Source organism: Emticicia soli, assembly GCF_037860775.1.
Taxonomy (GTDB): domain Bacteria; phylum Bacteroidota; class Bacteroidia; order Cytophagales; family Spirosomataceae; genus Emticicia; species Emticicia soli.
Genome location: NZ_JBBEWC010000005.1, coordinates 486,838 through 506,932, shown reverse-complemented (window position 1 = coordinate 506,932; position 20,095 = coordinate 486,838). Strand labels below are relative to the sequence as shown.

Annotated in this window: 18 protein-coding genes; 6 read left to right on the top strand and 12 right to left on the bottom strand. The window is 39.0% G+C overall.

Features of this window, described 5'->3' with window-relative positions:
* The first annotated feature begins 15 nt into the window (after window positions 1–15).
* The 3 genes from WAE64_RS10140 to WAE64_RS10130 all read left to right on the top strand — a co-directional run bounded on the left by WAE64_RS10140 (window position 16) and on the right by WAE64_RS10130 (window position 4,098).
* Window positions 16–1,128, top strand: a complete 1,113-nt coding sequence (locus tag WAE64_RS10140) for an HlyD family secretion protein (RefSeq protein WP_340236252.1) — start codon at window positions 16–18, stop codon at window positions 1,126–1,128.
* A gap of 4 nt (window positions 1,129–1,132) precedes the next feature.
* Entirely contained in the window at window positions 1,133–2,689 is a 1,557-nt protein-coding gene (locus tag WAE64_RS10135; protein ID WP_340236251.1) for a DHA2 family efflux MFS transporter permease subunit, read from the top strand.
* 344 nt (window positions 2,690–3,033) lie between these two features.
* Window positions 3,034–4,098, top strand: a complete 1,065-nt coding sequence (locus WAE64_RS10130; RefSeq protein WP_340236250.1) for a tail fiber domain-containing protein — start codon at window positions 3,034–3,036, stop codon at window positions 4,096–4,098.
* A gap of 70 nt (window positions 4,099–4,168) precedes the next feature.
* Here the strand turns inward: WAE64_RS10130 and WAE64_RS10125 are convergent, their stop codons facing one another.
* Together WAE64_RS10125 and WAE64_RS10120 are read right to left on the bottom strand one after the other, a co-directional pair.
* Window positions 4,169–5,473, bottom strand: coding sequence for a DUF389 domain-containing protein (locus WAE64_RS10125; RefSeq protein WP_340236249.1), 1,305 nt, complete (start codon window positions 5,471–5,473; stop codon window positions 4,169–4,171).
* Window positions 5,474–5,818: 345 nt separating this feature from the next.
* Window positions 5,819–6,142 (bottom strand): winged helix-turn-helix transcriptional regulator, encoded by a 324-nt coding sequence (locus WAE64_RS10120; RefSeq protein ID WP_340236248.1) that lies wholly within the window; start codon window positions 6,140–6,142, stop codon window positions 5,819–5,821.
* A 72-nt stretch (window positions 6,143–6,214) separates the two neighbouring features.
* Here WAE64_RS10120 and WAE64_RS10115 point away from each other — a divergent pair, with 72 nt between their 5' ends.
* A complete protein-coding gene (locus tag WAE64_RS10115) occupies window positions 6,215–7,294 on the top strand; it encodes an alkene reductase (RefSeq protein WP_340236247.1) in 1,080 nt (359 codons plus the stop codon).
* A 167-nt stretch (window positions 7,295–7,461) separates the two neighbouring features.
* A complete protein-coding gene (locus WAE64_RS10110; protein ID WP_340236246.1) occupies window positions 7,462–8,373 on the top strand; it encodes a ClpXP adapter SpxH family protein in 912 nt (303 codons plus the stop codon).
* Window positions 8,374–8,556: 183 nt separating this feature from the next.
* Here the strand turns inward: WAE64_RS10110 and WAE64_RS10105 are convergent, their stop codons facing one another.
* From WAE64_RS10105 to WAE64_RS10085, 5 genes are all read right to left on the bottom strand, one after another.
* Complete coding sequence (locus WAE64_RS10105; RefSeq protein WP_340236245.1) at window positions 8,557–8,916, bottom strand: VOC family protein; 360 nt, start codon at window positions 8,914–8,916, stop codon at window positions 8,557–8,559.
* A gap of 136 nt (window positions 8,917–9,052) precedes the next feature.
* Window positions 9,053–9,496 carry a hypothetical protein gene (locus WAE64_RS10100; RefSeq protein WP_340236244.1) on the bottom strand — a complete coding sequence of 148 codons (444 nt, stop codon included), beginning with the start codon at window positions 9,494–9,496 and terminating at the stop codon, window positions 9,053–9,055.
* A 96-nt stretch (window positions 9,497–9,592) separates the two neighbouring features.
* A complete protein-coding gene (locus WAE64_RS10095) occupies window positions 9,593–10,660 on the bottom strand; it encodes a hypothetical protein (protein ID WP_340236243.1) in 1,068 nt (355 codons plus the stop codon).
* A 63-nt stretch (window positions 10,661–10,723) separates the two neighbouring features.
* On the bottom strand, window positions 10,724–11,548 hold the full coding sequence (locus WAE64_RS10090; protein WP_340236242.1) for a hypothetical protein: 825 nt from the start codon (window positions 11,546–11,548) through the stop codon (window positions 10,724–10,726).
* 163 nt (window positions 11,549–11,711) lie between these two features.
* Entirely contained in the window at window positions 11,712–12,071 is a 360-nt protein-coding gene (locus WAE64_RS10085) for a winged helix-turn-helix transcriptional regulator (RefSeq protein ID WP_340236241.1), read from the bottom strand.
* An 88-nt stretch (window positions 12,072–12,159) separates the two neighbouring features.
* Between WAE64_RS10085 and WAE64_RS10080 the strand changes: the two genes are divergently transcribed.
* The gene (locus tag WAE64_RS10080; protein WP_340236240.1) at window positions 12,160–12,531 is read left to right on the top strand and encodes a DoxX family protein; all 372 of its coding nucleotides are present in this window, start codon (window positions 12,160–12,162) and stop codon (window positions 12,529–12,531) included.
* An 87-nt stretch (window positions 12,532–12,618) separates the two neighbouring features.
* On the opposite strand, the gene WAE64_RS10075 is transcribed toward WAE64_RS10080, so the two are convergent.
* The 5 genes from WAE64_RS10075 to WAE64_RS10055 form a co-directional block, all read right to left on the bottom strand.
* Complete coding sequence (locus tag WAE64_RS10075; RefSeq protein ID WP_340236239.1) at window positions 12,619–13,839, bottom strand: multidrug effflux MFS transporter; 1,221 nt, start codon at window positions 13,837–13,839, stop codon at window positions 12,619–12,621.
* A gap of 175 nt (window positions 13,840–14,014) precedes the next feature.
* Window positions 14,015–14,959 (bottom strand): hypothetical protein, encoded by a 945-nt coding sequence (locus WAE64_RS10070; protein WP_340236238.1) that lies wholly within the window; start codon window positions 14,957–14,959, stop codon window positions 14,015–14,017.
* A gap of 208 nt (window positions 14,960–15,167) precedes the next feature.
* Window positions 15,168–15,644, bottom strand: coding sequence for a VOC family protein (locus WAE64_RS10065; RefSeq protein ID WP_340236237.1), 477 nt, complete (start codon window positions 15,642–15,644; stop codon window positions 15,168–15,170).
* Window positions 15,645–15,716: 72 nt separating this feature from the next.
* A complete protein-coding gene (locus tag WAE64_RS10060; protein ID WP_340236236.1) occupies window positions 15,717–16,532 on the bottom strand; it encodes an AraC family transcriptional regulator in 816 nt (271 codons plus the stop codon).
* 560 nt (window positions 16,533–17,092) lie between these two features.
* Window positions 17,093–19,768, bottom strand: coding sequence for an ABC transporter permease (locus WAE64_RS10055; RefSeq protein WP_340236235.1), 2,676 nt, complete (start codon window positions 19,766–19,768; stop codon window positions 17,093–17,095).
* Window positions 19,769–20,095 lie beyond the last annotated feature (327 nt).

The window sequence follows — 20,095 nt, the reverse complement described above, 5'->3', positions numbered from 1 at the left end:
TTCATACTAAAAATCATGAATACCAAGATAATTATCAGAGTAGTAGGTGCTATCGGGCTCGTTATTGCACTTATTTATGGATACAAAGAAATCCAATACTTACAACGCTACGAAACTACCGACGATGCACAAATTGATGGCGACGTAAACGCCGTTACGCCTAAAATCGGAGGATACATTAAAGCCATTCGTTTCAAAGATAACCAGTTTGTAAACGCTGGCGATACGCTTTTTGTAATTGACGACGCCGACTATAAAATCAAGGTAGCACAGGCAGAAGCAGCCTTGCAAACGGCCATAGCAAGCGGAGGCGTAAGCCAGTTTAATATCGGGGTTGCATCGGCCACTATCCAGACTTCACAAGCCAATGCACAAACAGCTCGTAATCAGGTAACAACAGCACAGGCCAATGTTGCTGCGGCACAAATACGTCTTCAAAAAGCTTCCCGTGATTTTGACCGTTATAGTCGTTTATTGGCTGAGAAAACCATTCCGCAACAACAGTTTGATAACGTGCAGGCGGAACGTGATGCTGCACAGGCAGCTTTACAAGCGGCACAATCTCAATTAGAAACAGCACAATTGCAGGTAAATGCCGCTAATACACAAACGGGTGTTACAAGCTCTCAGCGCAAAGCTGTTGAAAGCCAGATTAATGTGGCACAAGCTACGGCCAAACAACGCCAGGCAGAGCTTGATTTAGCTAACTTGCAATTATCATATACCGTTGTTGTAGCTCCGACATCGGGTGTGGTTTCTCGTCGCTCAGTACAGGTCGGGCAATTAATTCAGCCGGGTCAGGCACTTTGCTCAGTTGTAGGCACAAATGGCTTGTGGGTAACGGCCAACTTTAAAGAAACGCAGTTAACCGAAATGCAGATTGGCCAGACTGTAGATATTGATGTAGATGCTTACAGCAAAGAGAAACTAACGGGTAAAGTAGAATCATTTGCCGGAGCAACAGGTGCTAAATTCTCATTAATACCACCAGATAACGCTACCGGAAACTATGTGAAAGTAGTACAACGTGTACCCGTACGAATAGAATTAGACAAAACTAGTCCGGCATTTGCCAAATTACGCCCTGGTTTGAGCGTATCAGTAGCCGTTGACACACAAAAGAAATAAAACCATGAATATAGGATTTGATAAGTGGATAATTGTGATAACTGTTACCACGGCAGCCCTATTACAAACCATCGATTCGTCGATTGTGAACGTTACCCTCAATCAGATGATGGGGAATCTGGGTGCATCGTTGGGCGATATTAGCTGGGTTGTAACGGGTTATGCTGCTGCCAGTGCCATCATGATTACTATGTCGGGCTGGTTGAGCGCTAAACTTGGCCGCCGGAATTACTTTGCCGCTTCTATCATTTTGTTTACAATCGCCTCTGTTTTTTGTGGGCTTTCAACCAACGTGTGGGAGCTAGTTTTCTTCCGTGTGGTACAAGGCATAGGTGGTGGCGGATTATTAACAACAGCACAAGCGATTCTGATTCAGACTTTCCCGAAAGAAGACCTCGGCCTTGCCAATGCTATCTTTGGTATGGGGGTTATCATCGGGCCATCAATCGGGCCAACTTTGGGCGGTTACATCACCGACCATCTTTCGTGGAGTTGGGTATTTTACATCAATATTCCTTTTGGTATACTGGCTACGTTTCTGGCATTTAGCTATATAAAAGAGCCTGCCGAGCCTATACCTGCGGGTAAGATGGATTGGTTTGCCCTAATATTATTGGTCATGGGTGTAGGGGGCTTACAAATTATTCTGGAAAAAGGCCACGAAAAAGACTGGTTCGATTCTAGTTTTATTGTGATGATGTCGGTTATTGCAGTAGTTGGGCTAATAGGCTTTATCTGGCGACAACTCAATGTAAAAATACCAATGCTCGACCTCAAACTTTTGGCAAACCGACAGTTTGCCGTAGCCAACCTCTTTAACTTTATTTTGGGTTTTGGTTTGTTTGCTTCTGTATTTATCATTCCGGTATTTTGTCAAACAATCCTTGGTTTTACAGCTAGCCAGACGGGGCTATTGATGATGCCCGGCTCTATTTTAACAGGTTTTATGATGCTAATTGTGGGGGTTGTAATGCGTAAAAACTTTATGTCACCCATCTGGTATGCGGCCATTGGTTTTGCCATGTTTGTGGCCTTCTGTTTCGATCTATCGGGTTTAAGCCTTTCGACAGGTCCTGATGATTTCTTCTGGCCATTGATGATTCGTGGGATTGGCATGGGCTTGATTTTCATTCCGCTTATGACTATTACAGTAGCCGACCTCGAACCCGCCAAGATGGCGCAAGGCTCTGCGCTATCGAGCATGGTACGTCAATTAGGTGGTACATTTGGCACGGCCATCATGACAACGTATATCTCTACACGTACGGTTTTTCATACCAATCGTTTAGGTGATAACCTTTCGATATACAACCCGATTTCGACAGAGAGACTGAAACAATACACAGCCCTGTTTATGTCGAAAGGAGATGCGCTGGTAACAGCCACCGAAAAAGCATACAAGATGCTTTACGGCACAGTAGTACGCCAGGCAATGGTACTTACCTACGCCGACACATTTCTAGTGATAGGCGCATTTTTTCTGGTATGCCTTCCGCTACTATTACTCTTCTCAGGCAAGAAAATAGAAGCCGGCGAACACACAGAAATGGTAATGGAATAGTTTTAAATGTTAGATAGATTAGAAAAGGCACAGCGATGATTGTGTCTTTTTTTTGTGGTATTATCTTAAAATTTGAGACCCTATAAATTCTTAAATTAAAATTATTGAGAATAGAGCCGTTAAATAAAAATATCAGATTAAAGCATTTAGTATTTTTACTATTGCAACATCAATAATTTTGATTTAAAACATCACCACTAATAGGTCATTTCATCGTAAAGAAGTAACCATAGAAGTCTTACTCATCAACCGCTTAGTAAATAATTAGCTTAAAATACAAAGCTTTTATTTAATGATTGGTTTTCAGAAATTAAATTTGACAAACTAAAATCAATTAAAAAGTCATGAAAAAACTTCTACTCGTAGGTGTATCTCTGATAACCCTATCTCAAATCTCTTATGCCCAGTCGGTAACAATTTTGCCTGAATCTTCAATTTTTAATAAAAACATCGGCGATTACTCCAACAATAGTACTGAAAGCAGTGCATATAGTTTACGGGCAATCATGACCAATACTGCTCCGGGTGGCTTTTCGTCGGCGCTAAGAGGTATAAATAATGGTACCGGGGGACTAGGCATTGGCGTATGGGGGAGCCAAGCCGGAAGTGGCTGGGGGATATATGGCGTTACACCAGATGGTTTAGGAGTGTATGGAAATTCTTCTGCATCAGGGACTGGATTATATGGAAACTCAAATACTGGGTCAGGTATTATAGGTACATCAAGCAATGGTGTTGCTGCCAAATTTGAAATTTATAATAATACAAATGCTAATACTGCCCTTATGGTTTCAACTGTTGGAGATGGAGTAGCTGCGCAGGTTACTAAATCAGGTACTTCTGGGAATGGCTCGGGCCTTATTGTGCAGAAATCCTCGCCGTATGGAGGAGCATATTCAAGTACTGCCCATGTAGATTTAGAAGTTAGACACCCTATTTTGAGTACAGACGGGATGACTGGTTTGCGAATCCTGAATACTGGCCCAAATTCCAATAGCTGGACATTGTACACCAATAACTCTGGGGGGGCATTATACTTGTTTTTTAATGGTGTTTTAAAAGGTGAATTTGCTTCTGGAAACGGAGCATATACCAACTTTTCGGATGCAAGGTATAAAAATAATATTCAGCCTTATGCATCGACACTTGATAACCTGATGAAAGTAGGTGTAAAATCATACAAACTTGTTAATTCAGATAAAACCGACGTAGGCTTACTGGCACAAGAAGTATTACAGTATTTTCCTGAAATAGTTTACAGCAATACCAACGATAAAGGTGAGCAGTTTTATACGATGGACTACTCTCGCATTGGTGTTTTGGCTGTTAAAGCTATCCAGGAACAACAAAAGGAAATTGATGAGCTCCGAAAAGAAATAGAAGAATTGAAAGCTCTGATTAAGAAGTAACTCGATTAATTAAACTTTGATTCATCTACCAGTAGATGAATCAAAGTTTAATTAAAAAACATCAGCTTGTTTATTTTGTATATACAACTTTCAAGTTTGTAAGGTTGTTTCGCTGTTTTATCCAGTCCGAAAACCTTGACAACTCCCTATTGCTCAAAGGTCTGTTTGCTTGATATATTATTAAAGGCATTAACGTAGTGGTATCTGTTTGCCCATAAAAGCGTTGTGTTGTAAATACCAATGACCTAATAGCAGGAAACAAAGCATTTGCTTCATTGTATATCCCTTTACTGTCTAAATTCTTGGTTTTCAGTTCGCTCTCAAGTTTACTTATCCTATCTTGCTTGGCTATCAGAAGCGTTTGGTTTTTCGAAATCTCATTATTAATATCCGATTTGAGATTCTTTAAACTTGTATTTTGCTTAATAACCAGCCTTGTATTATGGAGTCTGTATTGAGCAAGCTGCCGATTCATCTTACGGATATCCTTCTCGCTAAAATTATCAATTAGAAAAGCTAACTCTAATAGCCTCGGGCTCTCTCCATAATCACTTTTCTTATAAATTACGGTGTGTCCCTTACGAGTAAATTCGTTTTCAATAAAACTATCAATTCGCTGGTCGAATTGCTGTTTATCAAATAATCTATAAGCAAAATACATACTTGGCAATAGCATTACTACTATTATAAAAGAGATTCCATATTTTACCTGTTGCTGGTGTTTTACGTCTATATCTTTCTTTATAGGATACTTCAAATACTTTACTATTAATAAGGTAGCAATACATATAAAAACACAGTTAATAAAATACAAATACATTGCCCCCAGAAAATAGTTCCAGTTTGCGGTAGCAATCCCAAAACCTGCTGTACACAAGGGGGGCATAAGTGCCGTAGCAATAGAACCCCCCGGAATTGGATTCCCTTTTTCTACCCTCGTAATAGCTACAACACCAACCAAACCACCAAAAAAAGCAATCAATACATCATAAATATTAGGAGAAGTACGAGCCAATAACTCAGACTGAGCTTCTTTGAACGGGCTAATAAAAAAATAAACAGAAGATGCTACTAAACTCACAATGGTAGCAATCAGAAGGTTTTTGAGTGAGCGTTTTAATAAACCAAAGTCAAATATGGCCAGGGCAAAGCCGGTACCAATTATTGGGCCCATTAATGGCGAAATAAGCATTGCTCCAATAATAACAGCAGTAGAGTTGGTATTTAAGCCAACCGAAGCGATAATAATTGCACCCACTAATGCCCAGAGGTTTGTTCCTCTAAAAGAAATATTCTTTTTAACTTCTTCAAGTGTCTTACTTTTTTCCTGTTCCCCCTTATGAAGATTCATTAATTCTGCCAGATATGCTTTCATTTATTTTGGGTATGGTTTTGTTATAACAAAAGAAATATAGGCAGACTTATTAAAATTCACAAAAGAAAAACACCTTATACTTAATTCAAATAATTGAGTTAATAAGTATTAAAGTACAAAACCCCGAAAATCTCAGGGTTTTGTACTTTAACCTACATGAATTTTCATTTTTTTTCTTGCAAATAACCCAAAAAACTTTTAAAATTTGCAGTCAAATTCCATGGTTACATGGATTGATTTATTTATTGTAATACTATGCAAAAAATCGTGCGATACTATTGTACGATTTTTTTTTAGAATTTACGTTAAATAAGACTATATGGTTTGATTTCGAAAATTTTTGGTTTATTTATCCACCCTGAATGCCTCAAACTGTTTAAGCAGAGGCACAAGCTGTTGACCTTTTTCTGAAAGGCTGTATTCAATATGTAGGGGCTTAAGCTGAACAGTAGTTTTTATTAAATATCCCTCATCTACAAGGTCACGTAAGGCGACCGACAAAGTTTGTTTGTTTGCTCCACGTATTTTTCGTAAAAACTCGCTGAAACGGACGTTTGCATCTACTGCCACTCTGAACAAAATATGGAGTGTAAATTTGCTCGACAATAATCGCATTACATCTTCTGTCGGGCATTCTTGTGGCTGTTCAATCTGGTGTGTAGTAGTCATGTTTTTCTGACTTATTGACTTAGAAATATGTTCGTTGCAACTTTGCAACATAATTTTTAAATGAATAGGTTCATGACAAAAACAATTAATTTATTTACGCCTTATGCGGGAAAAATAAGTATTCAGAATAAAATAGTGATGGCTCCAATGACACGCAGCAGAGCCATTGGCAATATACCCAATCAACTAATGGCGCAATATTATGCGCAAAGAGCTTCGGCTGGGCTCATAATTACTGAAGGCACCGCTCCTAGCCCTAACGGCTTAGGATATGCCCGTATACCGGGTATTTTCAGCCAGGAACAAATAGCAGGTTGGAAACTTACCACCCAAGCTGTCCATGCGCAGGGTAGCAAAATTTTTGTACAATTAATGCATACAGGGCGCATTGGTCACTCGGCAAACTTGCCAGTTGGTGCACACTTGCTTGCGCCATCAGCCATATCGGCCAATGAAGCAATGTGGACAGATACACAAGGCATGCAGACAACCGATACACCCAAAGCAATGAGCATTGAAGAGGTAGAAGCCTGCATTGAAGAATTTGCACAGGCCGCTGCCAATGCCATTGAAGCAGGTTTTGATGGCGTAGAATTGCATGGTGCCAATGGCTATTTACTAGAGCAATTCCTTAATCCGGGCGTAAACCAGCGTACTGATGATTTTGGCGGCAACATCGAAAACCGAATCAGGTTTGTTGTAGAGGCAACTAAAGCAGTAGTTGAGCGCATTGGAGCCGATAAGGTTGGCGTTCGTATTTCGCCATACAATACATTTAATGCCATGCCTGCTTTTAATGAAACAGTAGAAACTTATAAGCGTTTGGTAGAATCATTAAACTCCTTAGATATTGCCTATCTGCACGTAGTAGATTATGCGGCTCGTGCCACAGAAGAGGGGCAGGCATTACTAAAAACTATCAGAGGTAGTTTCAGCAATACCCTCATCTTCAATGCCGGCTATACTAAAGAAAGAGCCATAAAAGCAATTGAAAACCAAGAGGCCGATTTAATTTCGTTTGGCTCATCGTTTATCGCAAATCCTGATTTGCCTTACCGATTCGCCAATGATATTCCTCTTTCAACACCAAATCCTGAAACTTTTTATACCCCCGGCGAGGCTGGATTTATAGATTATCCGAACGCAGAATAATTGAGTGATTTTTTGTCTGAACTCTGATTTAACTGATTGACCTGATTATAATGACATCTTTATGAAATTTACAGCCGATTTCAAATATTAAATCAGATAAATCATACAAATCAGCTAAATCAGAGTTCAGACAATCCATTCGCAATTCACAATTAAACAAACGAAACATGCAAGAAACAAACCCTTTACTGTGCGATATTGAGACAGGTATGTGCATTACCGACGCACCAGAAGGCAGCACAACTGTAGTTGAAACCGAAATTAAGGAAAAACCGATAAGAATAGTTTATTACACCGATCCCATCTGTTCTACATGTTGGGGAATTGAGCCGCAATTACGCAAACTCAAACTCGAATACGGCCAGTATATTGCTGTTGAATACCACATGGGTGGCTTACTAAAAGACTGGAGCTATAATAGTGGCGGTATAAGCAAACCCAGCGATGTAGCACACCATTGGGACGAAGTGAGTCAACACTACCAAATGCCTATTGATGGCGATGTGTGGCTTGAAGACCCACTCGATTCGTCGTATCCACCATCGGTTGCTTTTATGGCTGCACAATTGCAAGACCCTGCGAAAGCGTTGTTGTTTTTGCGTAGAATCAGAGAAATGGTTTTTCTGGAAAAGAAAAACATTACTCGCTGGGAGCACCTATCAAAGGCCGCTGCTGAAGTAGGCTTAGATGTAAATCAGCTTAAAGTTGATTATGAAGGACGTGGAGCAGAGGCTTTTAAAGAAGATTTGGCACTCGGAAAAATGATGGGTGTACGAGGTTTCCCGACCTTGTTTTTCTATGACCGAAACCACAATCAACAATATTTGTATGGCTTGAAACCTTATGCCGAGTTTGAGAGTAAAATTCTTGCTTTAATACCTGGCGCACAAAAACAAAGCTATAGCACAGATTGGGAATATCTGTTCTCACATTTTGCTACACTTTGTACCAAAGAATATGCAGTATTAAGCAATAAATCGATGCAGGAAGCTGAAGCTGAACTAGAAGGCTTGTATCAGCAAAACGTTATACAGAAAAGCACTTCGAAAAACGGAAATATCTGGAAGAAGAAGAATTGATGTTTTTTGCCTTGAACTTTGATTTAACTGATTTTTGTAATTTACCTGATTTAGTAGTCGACATTTCATGTTAAAATTTGATTATTTAATAAAACAATCATGAGTTAAAATCAATAAAACAATCATGAGTTAAAATCAATGCAATCAGATTAATCAGTTAAATCAAAGTTCAAGACTCAATTTTCAAGAAATCCTCTCTGCAAATCTGATATAAAAGCCATTGGGGTCTTTAAGCACAATCTCTTTTGTGCGATAACCCTGAATCTGGTTTAATTCCACTACTTCGGTTTTCATTTCAAACGGCTTTATTAATTCATCAATCGATTCAACCTCAATATAAAGCCCTGCATCTTTTAGTGCGTAACTTTCGCCGCTCCCTAGCGGATATAACATAAACTGTGCGCCATCCCAGTCAAGTAACGCCCAATCAATTAGACATCCAGGCTCTGAATGTGTACCCAGGCACTTAAACCCTATATCAAGATACCATTCGAGTGTTTTTTCTACATCTGGTACTCTTAAAAAAGCAATACATTTAGCCATAAAGTTCAGCATTTAAACGTGAAAAATAATTGATTTATGAAGATGGCTTTTAGCTACGTATGGTATATAGGTAGCTGAAAGCCTATTAGTAAATGAAGCCTCTTGCAGAGGAGGCTCAAGATAAAGCATTATTGTATTATTCTCCGGCCGGATCGCCTACCGGATTCGGCGTTATTGGTGAGCCCGAAACCGGAAAAGCTACTGTACATGAGCGTCCACCGAAAGTAATTACAAAAGAAGCTACACCACTTGTAGCAGGTGTTCCGGTTACGCCATAGGTAATTAAGCCAGAACCTAAAGCCAATGTACCTGGCACTAAAATAGCCTGCATGCCCATTACCCCTGTTGAAGAAACACCGTTATCTGAAGTGTAAGTGCTACCATCGCCACCTGTATAAGGCACTGTAAAAACGCCATTATAAGTTACGCCCGCCGTGGCTACACCCGAAAACACAGCTCCCGGACAGGTAAGGTCTGAAATGGTAACAGGCTCAACCGATACATCTTTTTCTTTTTGCTCACAAGCCTGAAATGTCAGCAATGCAAATAATCCCAAGCAGAATAGTTTTATAGTTTTCATGATAGTAAATTTTTTGTTGTGTGAATATCTAAACAACAAAAAATTCTATGCCATAGGAAATATAAGGGCGAGTATTCCCCAGTTTTGTGTTTATATCTACTTCCTCACCATCAACTCCGTATTATTCACACTCATCACAAAGTATGGATTTGTTTTATCGACCCGCTTCAAAACAATGAGAAATGGCTTATTGTAAATCATTTTTTTTGGATGTGGCAACTCTGCTCCTAGCGAGTCTACCGATGTATAATCTTCTGATTCAAGTACAGCACCATTCTGATCTAATACAAAGCCTGTTCTCTGGTATGCCTCATGAACTATATGTGGTCTACCATCTTTGGTAAAAAACTGCTGCCCTTCAAGTGTTTTATACTTTGTATCGATATGAAACTTTACTATTGGTATCGCAAATCTATCTTCTTCATTAAGCGCATATTTCCATGCTTGCTTAGGTTCTGTTTTTTCTTTTTTTCCCTTTTCAATGTTCTCATTCAACAAACCTAAGGCATCTTTTAGACTTTTAAATTTATCAAGACCCAGCGCCAGAATAATTTCATGTTGTTTGTCTTTTGGCAAAAGTTTTAGCACTAAATGAGCATCGTCTTTATAATACAAAATCTGAGTAGCTTCAATTACATCAAAATCTTGCCAGTCTAAGCCAAAAGCAGATACCTTAGTTTTACCAAAAACAATAGGCTCTTGCAATGCATGAAATTCTATTTTGAATGGTAAGGATTTATGAAAAAAGGCTCTGGCAACAATAGCGTCTACCTTTGTATCTACCTCTATCTTATATTCATCTGGGTTTAACGATTGCTCATGCGATTTTGATTGGGTAATTAGCTGCAAATCTTGTGAGTTAGACTCACTAAGTACAATCTCGCTCTTCAGTAATTCTTCAATTTTATTCCAGGCAAAAAGCAATGTAGGTGCATAGATAGCGTTCTTTTCCTCGTCAACTAGACTCTCCAACGTTGGAGTAAACATGGTTTTCTTTAGGCTTTTCAGACTAACCACTTCGGGCAAAGCCGTCTCCTTTATTTTTGATAACTTACGAACTTCTGCTTGTAAAACTGCATTTTCGTCGGTTTTTGTAGTATTTTGGCATGCAGCCATAGATAGCCACAGTATAGCAATAGTCAACAGCTTGTATAAGCGTAACATAAAAGGATTATTTATTTTACAGGTATCTTAAAGTACAGCAATTAATTGCGGAAATACAACTATCTACCTAAACCCCTTCACATATTTTTCCATTAGATAATTAATGTTTGTAGAAAAAATAAAATTTCGGGGATTTTGTGATGCATAGGCTTTCCTGATGGCCTGAATATCCTCGTCGGTGAGCCAGCCTGCTTTTTTCAAGGCTTCAATATAGCCTTCGTTTATTTCGCTTAGCCCGAACTGGATAATGCTCATTATTTCTCCTCTTTCATTAAAAATCGGAGAACCACTAAAACCCGGTTTCGATGGGCCAAACATCACCAATTGATAGGTATCTTGTACTTTGTCCTGAAACTGTAAAAACAGATGGATAAGCGTATCGTTTCTCAATACTCCCTGCGAATTATCAAAAGCCAATATTGGCATATTGCTATATTTGGGTGGGCTTGTTTTGGCACTTAACGGCAAGAGTTTTACCGGAATCACTTTTTTCAGTTTTAATACAATAAAATCTGTCTCAAGTTTATCTGCCTGATATACGTGTTTCGAAAAATCATACTGCTTACCTATATATTTGTATAGTAAATCAATATCAACCGAGTCGTTTTTCAGATTTTGTTTATCATCTACCCTGTAATTATAATAAACAACCATCCGTTTAGGTTTCTTGGTGAATCCTGTCGGTTTAAAAAGGCTATAAGTAGTTGCCAGATATTTACCATCTACAATAAATCCACCGCCATAAATGGTATATTCTTTCCCTTTGTCGTCTACAAGCATCGCCTTCACCCTTATCAGATTTTTGAGCATATATGCACTCACCTCTTGCGCCGACACAGTTAGCGACAGTAAAGAAAAACCAAGTAATAAACAGATAATTCGCTTCATAAAAGTATAGGTAAAAGCCTTTGTGGATTTTGTTTTATGTTAACCACCATCAAAATTAATTGTTCGGGCTAAGACTATAAAAGTTTTTGGAGTTTATTTTATTGATGGTGAGTTTAAAATCTCTTAAGTCCATTAGGGAACTTGGATGATGATAAAATAAACCTCATACAACATTCTCCATCATTTTTTCCTCTCCCCATTTATCCATTAATTGTAGAATCTCGCTTAAAGACCGACCTAATTCGGTTAATTCATATTCTACTTTTGGTGGTACCTGCGGGTGCACAATTCTGTTGATAAGCCCATCACTTTCGAGTTCTTTTAGTTTGGCACTTAGCATACGCTCCGAAACACCTTTCAGTCGGGTTTTCAGCTCGCTATAACGCAATTTCTGATTGTATAACAGGTAACTCAGGATATTTATTTTCCATCTTCCGCCAATAGCAGATAGTGTGTAGGTAATGCCGCAATGCTCATTCAGATAGTTCTCATTAATAGCATTTGTAGAGTTTTCTTTTCTCATGCTTACTTTTTTGTTAGTACCCAACAATTTTGTACGTTCTGTCTTTTATGCAAGTTAGTAAAGATATTTGCAGAAAAAATAACTAATAATGGAAACACTCAAAACAATTATTCACTGGGCAAGCTACCTTTACTATCTGTATGTTTTTGGCTATGCTTCGCTCTTCAAAGTATTTCAAAAAACCTCTATGATGGAAAGTATGCAATCGTTGGGATTTAATAAAAGCTGGACAATTGCCATAGGCATTGCTGAACTCACAGGTGTGATACTCATTGTAGTTGGTTTATTTAAGCCAAGTTTAAAAACTGCTGGTATTTTATTCCTCTTTCCGTTTGCAGTCGGCGCTTTTACGGCACACATGGCACATCTTGAGTACCAGCACTATTATAATTCTTTGGCTATGTGTATTCTGACAGTATTATTGCTGTGGACCGACAAAAACTTTAGTATTAGTTTTTAACTATAAGCTCTGCGAGCTTCATGTATTTTCCTGCATTTATATTAGTCATCGTGCTTTTTGCAGGAAAATACATGGCTACTCTTAAATTCAGCCTCTACCCTTTCCACTAAAAAACAAGCCCAATGCCAAAACACCACCCACGCAATAAGCAACAGTAAGCGGCACAACCGAATTCACTAATAAGCCATCAATCACTGAGCCGCCGAAGGCACCCACAACCAGATACGCCGTGCCATAGATAGATGCTGCCATGCCTGCCTTGTTGCCCATAGGTTCGAGCGCCAGCGAACTACTATTGGGCTCAATAGCAATATTGACACTTTGCAACAAACCAATAATAGTAAATAATACAAAGAGATTGATTGGCTCGGTGGAGTTGAGTGTAAGAGAAATTAACAAGACTGCAAGTAAAACGTATATACATAATAGTAGGCGGAGTGTTCGATATGCGCCAAGCCACTGTACCAAACGAGAGTTGATAAACGTAAAGATGCTCATACAAAACCCGATTGTGCCAAAAATATAGATAAAGAGGTGTGGCCGATGATAAAGTGTACCAACAATGCGCTCTGAACTACCTACATAAGAAATGAAAGCAGCAAACAAAATAGTGGTAATAGCCACATAGCGTACAAAAGTTCTGTTACTAAATACTTCCCTGAATGATTGAAATACGGCTAGCAAACTTGCTTTTTTACGTCCATCCGCAGGCACAGATTCAGGCAAACGCAACGACCATATTGCAAATACGATGGCAAAAACTGCTGGTGTAATAAACACCACTTTCCAGTTACTGACCGATAAAATGGCTGCACCTAATAATGGAGCCAGCACCGGAACAATCAGAAAAATTGTCATAATCAGTGACATCGTGCGAGCCATTTCGTCACCTACAAACCTATCTCTCACACAGGCCAGCACGCACACAAACATAGCAGCTGAACCTATGCCCATAAAAAAACGGGCTATTAGTAACCAAAACATACTCGGCACAAGAACAGTAGCAATACACCCGCTAATAAAAAACATAAACCCAATTCTTAAAATAGGTATACGCCCGTATCTGTCGGCCATTGGGCCAAATATTAACTGACTGAACTGCCCCATAAAAAAGAAAGTAACGAGTCTTGAAGTAGCTGTAGATTCTGCCCCAAGGTTGAATTCCTGCCGAACAGCATCGAAGGTAGGCAACATAATATCTATTGATAATGCCGTAAGCAACTCGATACAAGCCATCATGGCTATGAATTCGGCACGACTAATATTTTTGATGTGAGATTTAGGCTGACTTACTCCTACTGGTTGCATGTATGTGAACGCTATTTTTTAATAATACAAAGCTACAATAAGTTTATGTGATAAGAGAGGTACAAAAACGCCAAATTGAGGGGTAAACAAGACAAGAAAATGTCGAATGTCGATTGCAAAAGGTCGAATTAGCTGCATTTATTCGACATTCTGCAATCGACACTCGGCATTCCTATCATCTTTTATTAAAATAATAATAAATACTTTCGCCACCTTTAAGCATACCCCATTCTTCGGTCAGGTAGTCAAATTTCAGTATTGAGCCGTTGGTTTTGTCGAAAACTGCTTCCATTGCATCGCTTTTCTTGGGCTGAAATACCTCCAGTTGTTCTTCTAAGCCTTTGCGAATTCCATCGCCTTTTTCCAGGCCGAGTTTATCCCACGAGGCCCTTGTGCTTTCGTCGAAATACTTTTTATATTCGGGTTCTGAAATCTGAGACAGAAAACTTACTTCAAGCGAATTTCCAAAGGTATTGCGTGCCGTTTGGCTGATAGCTTTAGGTAAACGAATAGTCTTTTTGAAATCGAAAATATAATCCGTAAACACTTCAACAGTATCTTTCTTATAATTGGTTTCGGAAGGCAGCAACGAGAAGCCTAAAAAGAAATGCTTGATTTCGGGTACTAGTACCTCAATCACATCTTCAAAATTATCGGCTAAACTGAAAAAACTCTTCAAGTTGTCAATACAATGCGTACTTCTGCTTTTCGAACTTTGGCTGATATAAAAGGCTAGCATTTGCTTCTTTAAGGCATCGCCGCCAATTAAGTTGGCAAATTCGCCCTTTTCGTTAAGTTTCAGTTTAAGCGGGATATGTAATAAAAATTGTTTGAGCATCATGGCACATTCATCTTCCAGCGTATCCGACTCAAAAGTACTATACGATAGATATTTCCACTCTACCTCATAGCCAGGCTTGGCTTCTAAAACTTTTATTTGAAAACTCTTTCTTTTCCATTTGTCTCCACCTGTAAACCCTCCCAGATTCCGTTGTTTCAAATCATAAGTCCAGACATCCCCCACTTTCCATTGAATAGGTAGTTCAATTTTTTGAGCATAGCCTATGGCAGAAATGAGTAAAAAAGCGCAGAAAACAGTAAATCGGGCTATAATTTTCATTGATAAGTAGTTTCAATTAGTCACAATTATAATACTTACGTACAATAATATAAAAAAGTATGTAGCCTATTTAGTTATTAAGCATCTTATCTATAAATATTGATTGCTACTATGTGCATGAGAACACCTATTTCATCAATTTTAAGCATGACACGCTCTTTTTCTTGCGAGTATAGGCGTGCCATACTGTATATTGTTTCACTATCCCTTAGGGGTTGGGGGTTGCTGGGGGCGCATATTTCACAATATCAATTCCGATACCGTTGGGGTCTTCAATGGCAAAGTGTCTATCGCCCCAGGGTTCATTACGAAGCTCAATTTTAATAATTACACCTTTCTTTTTCAGTTCCTGATAAAGCGCATCTAGGTCGTTGACCTCAATTGTGAGGTAGATCCCTTGTCCCTGAAAAGGTTTGTGGAAAAGTGGCTGCTGGCTTGGATGATTAGGTAATAAAAAACTGATTTCGGCTTCATGGTTTGGTGTATGCATGAGCAGATAAAATTCGTTTTCGAATATTATACCGAAACCTAAATTTTTTATATAAAAAGCCTTTGTTTCGGCTAGTTTTTTTGTAATAATACCTGCATTAAGTTTCATGTTCTGCTGATTTTTGTGTGTAGTTTTTTGTGAATAACCCTGGCTTGAAAAGCTCAGTAAAAGCAAGACTATGAGTATTTTTTTCATTATTGTGCTGATTGACTAACAACACAAAGGTCGAGCAATCAGGATGGTAAACCTTGTAAAAATCGGACATAATCAACGGCCAAAAGCCTTGCTTGGCGATACCCCGTAGAAATTCTTGAACTCTTTAATAAAATGCGCCTGGTCGTAGTAACCTGCATCAAAAAACAACTTGTTTTGCCGCAAACTCTGCGACGAAGGCTTTGCTCGCAGAATATTCTGAAAGCGAACCACCTTGGCAAATGTCTTGGCGGTATCGCCTATATAGTACTCAAAAAGCCGCCTCAATTGCCTTGGGCTGATACCTGTATCTAAATCGGTTTCGATGTTGAGAACGCCAAAATTCTGTAAGATAATACCAATAGCTCCATAAAGCCGCTTATCATCATCGAATGACTTTCTACCTAGCAGGTTAATAAAATAAGCATCAAACAATGCCTTGATTTGTGCAGATGAAGGCAAGCCGTTCAAATACACAGCCAGAAAATCAGCTACCTGTGGCACAACATCGGCCAGATGCTGAAATCTATTGCTTAGTGTGGCTGCATCAACCCCAAATAACTGCGGAAACATAGTTGGCAAAAACCTGATACCTATATAATGAAAACTATCACCCAGCGGAAACTCGGTGTATTGTTTGCAAAAGCCCATTACGTACGCATCAGTGGGGTCAGTAAGCTCAAAATAGATATCAATGCAGCCATCAGCCACTACCCTATACAAAAACTCTTCTTGCAAGGGCTGGGCAGTCTTCAGTTCCCAATAGCAATAGATGTACGGCAAAAGCTGCTCATCAGGCAGAAGCTCTGTATAACTTACATTGTCGGCTGCCTGCCGCACCGTAGGCTGTATGGGCATATATAGCTGACGTATGTTTGGCGGTGTGGGCATTTGGGCGTGTGCTTATTGCGGCTTATATTTTGCTTTCACGTATTTGAGATATTGGCGGATATTATTCTCTAATTCTGTCGGATAATTATAACTCAATTGCTTTGCCAGCGACTGTCCCAGTTCATGGCATAAATCAGCATAAGAAAATAACAAATATAGAAAATTGCTCTGTTTAAAGAGAATTTCAATTAACCCCCAAATACAAAAAATCCCCTAAATGAAGGGGGTTTTTGCTTTAATTACAATTTATTTTACTTTTTAACTAAAAGCATCGCTAATTTACTGATATAAAAACGAACAAAAATTAATTAATTATAAAATATACTTATAATTATTAAAAAAATTTAAAAAATACAATATTATATAAGAAATACAAAAAAACCGCTTGCTCAAGCGGTTTAGTCGACAGGTAATTATTTAGTAATTTTTGTCTGAACTGTGATTTAACTGATTGAATTGATTTACCTGATTTATAGGAATATCCTGATTTTTTTCTGATTTAAGTTAAATAGATATTAAATCATAAAATCAGGTAAATCAAAGTTCAAGATACAACACCCCTACTCACTCTTCAAACTTTTCACGGGATTCATAAGTGCGGCTTTTATGCCTTGGAAACTTACTGTTAACAAGGCAATGACAATAGCTAACAAACCTGCCAATGCGAACATCCACCATTGTAGATCAATTTTATAGGCAAAATCCTGTAACCAGTGGTTCATGCCATACCACGCCAGCGGCGAGGCAATAAGAATGGCTATTAACACCAATACCACAAAATCTTTGACCAACAATTGCACAATGCCACCAATAGAAGCACCCAAAACCTTGCGGATGCCTACTTCTTTTTTGCGTTGTTCAATAATAAAGGTTGATAGCGCAAAGAGCCCCAAACTGGCAATGATAATAGCCAGCACAGCAAAGGCCGAGAATATCTGCTGTGTGCGGTGCTCGTTATCATAAAGCGCAGCAAACTTTTCGTCAAGGAAATAATATTCTATCGGACCAGCCGGGTTAAAACTATCCCATTTTGCTTTGAGGTCGGTCAAGAAACCGCCTACATCACTTGTATTGATTTTTATTACCAGCCCGCCATCATTACGGCCAAGCATCATCATGGCAGGGGCTACTTTTTGTTTTACTGATGCATAGTTGAAGTCCTCCATTACGCCTAGCACTTTAAACTCTTTTTGTCCTGAGCGCACAATGGTGCGTCCGATAGGGTTTTGTCCTTTCCAGCCCAGTTCTCGCACTGCCGCTTCGTTGATAAGCACGCCTGCCGAATCGGTAGAAAATTCTTTCGAGAATGCTCTTCCCTCTTTAATCTTTATGCCCAAAGTATTAATGTAGTCGTAGTCAATATTAAAAATATCGATATGAATTTCTGCACCATTCCCTTTTTCGTTTTTCGGATAGACCTGTGTACCGTTTAGGTATTTACTCCCCGGCACCATACGTGAAATACTCGCCGAAACCACTCGATTATCCTGTTTGAGTTGTTGCTGAAAAGCCAATTGGTTCTGATTAAGTACACGGGTATCAGGCATTACCAACACCTGGTCTTTGTCATAACCCAGTTTTTTGTTTTGCATGTGGTGCAATTGCTGATACACAACAATGGTAGCAATTATGAGCAAGGTAGAAACCGAAAACTGAAATACTATCAGGCTATTTTGCAGAGGTTTACGCTGCTTGCTTCCATTGAACAATACGCCTTTCAGGGTTTTGATAATATTGAACGATGATAGGAAGAAGGCAGGATAAATACCTGCAATAATGCCCGATAAAAGGCTTACAAGCATCAGTGCAACAATTACTTTATAGTTGAAAAAGAACAGAAAACTAACGTTTTTGTTCGCCAGTTGATTGAAGTATGGCAAAAACAGGAATATAAAAAGGTAGGCAAAAAAAATGGCAAAAAAGGTCAACAAAATAGATTCCGCCAGAAACTGAAACACCAATTGTTTTTTGACAGACCCTAATACTTTGCGAATACCCACCTCTTTAGAGCGTTTGGCCGATTGCGCTGTTGACAGATTTGTAAAGTTTACACAGGCAAGCAAGAGAATAAACACTGCCAAAGCAGAGAAAATATAAATATATTGAATATCTCCACCCGGTTCGATTTCATACTTTGTATTGCCGTAAAGATGTAAGTCAGTAAGCGGCTGTAACAAAAAGCGGAAAGTATCAACAGATTTCTGGGCTTCGGCAAGGCTCACGCCCATGTCTCGTTGAATTTCGGGCACTACATATTTCATTACCAATTGCGGGAATTTGGCCTCCAGTTTTTTGGCGTCAGCGTTTTTGTGCAATTCTATGTATGTATTCGGCCCCAGATTACTCCACGTAGGGTTGGTAACATGCCACGATGCCAAGCTGATAAAGGCATCAAAATGGAAATGGGTATTGTCTGGAATTTTATCGTACAAACCCGTCACCTTATACGGATTTTGTTGCGCACCTATTAACAATGACTTGCCGACAGGGTCTTGATCGCCAAAGTATTTGGTAGCCAATGCCTTCGAAATCACCATTGTATTGGGTTCTACCAAAGCCTTATCAACATTGCCTTCTAATAGAGGTACAGAAAACATTCTCAAGAAATTAGCATCGGCATAGGCTAGTTTCTGCTCTTTAAAATGTTTTTCATCATACTTTACAAAATCTATGGCTTGCGACACCATCGAGAAAGCTTTTACTTCAGGAAATGCATTTTTTATGCCTTCACCTACTGCATGATCGGCATTCGGATAAAGATCAGTATTACCATTGCTCGTAACTGCCAGATTCACACGGTATATCTGCTCTGCATTGGCAATGTGTCGGTCATAGCTCAGTTCGTTGTACACAAATACGGCAATGAGGATAAAACAGCTAATGCCGATGGCTAGTCCGAAAATATTAATGGCTGAAAAAGCTTTGTTCCGAAGCAGATTCCGCCAGGCGATGGTAAAGTAATTGCGAATCATAATTTTTGAGAGTGGTGAAACAGAATATGTATTGTTGGTAAAAGTTGACTGAGTCATTAAACGCCGTTTCAGAAAATACGGTCGGCAAAACCGTAGCACCTCCCATATATACAGCCATCGGGCTTTCAAGAGGCCAAATTCCTGTACCTGTATATCAAACTGCTCATGCATATCGCCTTGCAGTTCTTCCAGCAAATCATCAGGCAGAAAAGCCCTTAGTAGCTTATCGGTCCATTTTGGTGGCACATTGGAATGGTTTTGCATTGTCTTGAACTGTGATTAACCTGATTGAAATGATTTTTATGATTTTAGCATTGAATATGATTTATGATATAGAGTATGTTTAAAAATTATGATTCGACCTGCGAAGTAATCTTTTTTAGCTATACTTCGTTGCATTTTTTCGATGTAGCTGCTGGCTACATCTGCAAAATGGCGCCTTGTCTAGCCAAAAAATCTTTACTTCTCGGTCAGAATAACAAAATTTAAACATACTCTAAAACCAACTTACAATCATAGAAATGTTACAATTATTATGAGTGTATTATCAGTCAAATCTGTTTAATCAGCTAAAGCAGTACGCCGCCCCGC

Coding starts and splice junctions, on each gene's coding strand:
- WAE64_RS10140 (WP_340236252.1), top strand. CDS start 16: ATGAATACCAAGATAATTATCAGAGTAGTAGGTGCTATCGGGCTCGTT.
- WAE64_RS10135 (WP_340236251.1), top strand. CDS start 1,133: ATGAATATAGGATTTGATAAGTGGATAATTGTGATAACTGTTACCACG.
- WAE64_RS10130 (WP_340236250.1), top strand. CDS start 3,034: ATGAAAAAACTTCTACTCGTAGGTGTATCTCTGATAACCCTATCTCAA.
- WAE64_RS10125 (WP_340236249.1), bottom strand. CDS start 5,473: ATGAAAGCATATCTGGCAGAATTAATGAATCTTCATAAGGGGGAACAG.
- WAE64_RS10120 (WP_340236248.1), bottom strand. CDS start 6,142: ATGACTACTACACACCAGATTGAACAGCCACAAGAATGCCCGACAGAA.
- WAE64_RS10115 (WP_340236247.1), top strand. CDS start 6,215: ATGACAAAAACAATTAATTTATTTACGCCTTATGCGGGAAAAATAAGT.
- WAE64_RS10110 (WP_340236246.1), top strand. CDS start 7,462: ATGCAAGAAACAAACCCTTTACTGTGCGATATTGAGACAGGTATGTGC.
- WAE64_RS10105 (WP_340236245.1), bottom strand. CDS start 8,916: ATGGCTAAATGTATTGCTTTTTTAAGAGTACCAGATGTAGAAAAAACA.
- WAE64_RS10100 (WP_340236244.1), bottom strand. CDS start 9,496: ATGAAAACTATAAAACTATTCTGCTTGGGATTATTTGCATTGCTGACA.
- WAE64_RS10095 (WP_340236243.1), bottom strand. CDS start 10,660: ATGTTACGCTTATACAAGCTGTTGACTATTGCTATACTGTGGCTATCT.
- WAE64_RS10090 (WP_340236242.1), bottom strand. CDS start 11,548: ATGAAGCGAATTATCTGTTTATTACTTGGTTTTTCTTTACTGTCGCTA.
- WAE64_RS10085 (WP_340236241.1), bottom strand. CDS start 12,071: ATGAGAAAAGAAAACTCTACAAATGCTATTAATGAGAACTATCTGAAT.
- WAE64_RS10080 (WP_340236240.1), top strand. CDS start 12,160: ATGGAAACACTCAAAACAATTATTCACTGGGCAAGCTACCTTTACTAT.
- WAE64_RS10075 (WP_340236239.1), bottom strand. CDS start 13,839: ATGCAACCAGTAGGAGTAAGTCAGCCTAAATCTCACATCAAAAATATT.
- WAE64_RS10070 (WP_340236238.1), bottom strand. CDS start 14,959: ATGAAAATTATAGCCCGATTTACTGTTTTCTGCGCTTTTTTACTCATT.
- WAE64_RS10065 (WP_340236237.1), bottom strand. CDS start 15,644: ATGAAAAAAATACTCATAGTCTTGCTTTTACTGAGCTTTTCAAGCCAG.
- WAE64_RS10060 (WP_340236236.1), bottom strand. CDS start 16,532: ATGCCCACACCGCCAAACATACGTCAGCTATATATGCCCATACAGCCT.
- WAE64_RS10055 (WP_340236235.1), bottom strand. CDS start 19,768: ATGCAAAACCATTCCAATGTGCCACCAAAATGGACCGATAAGCTACTA.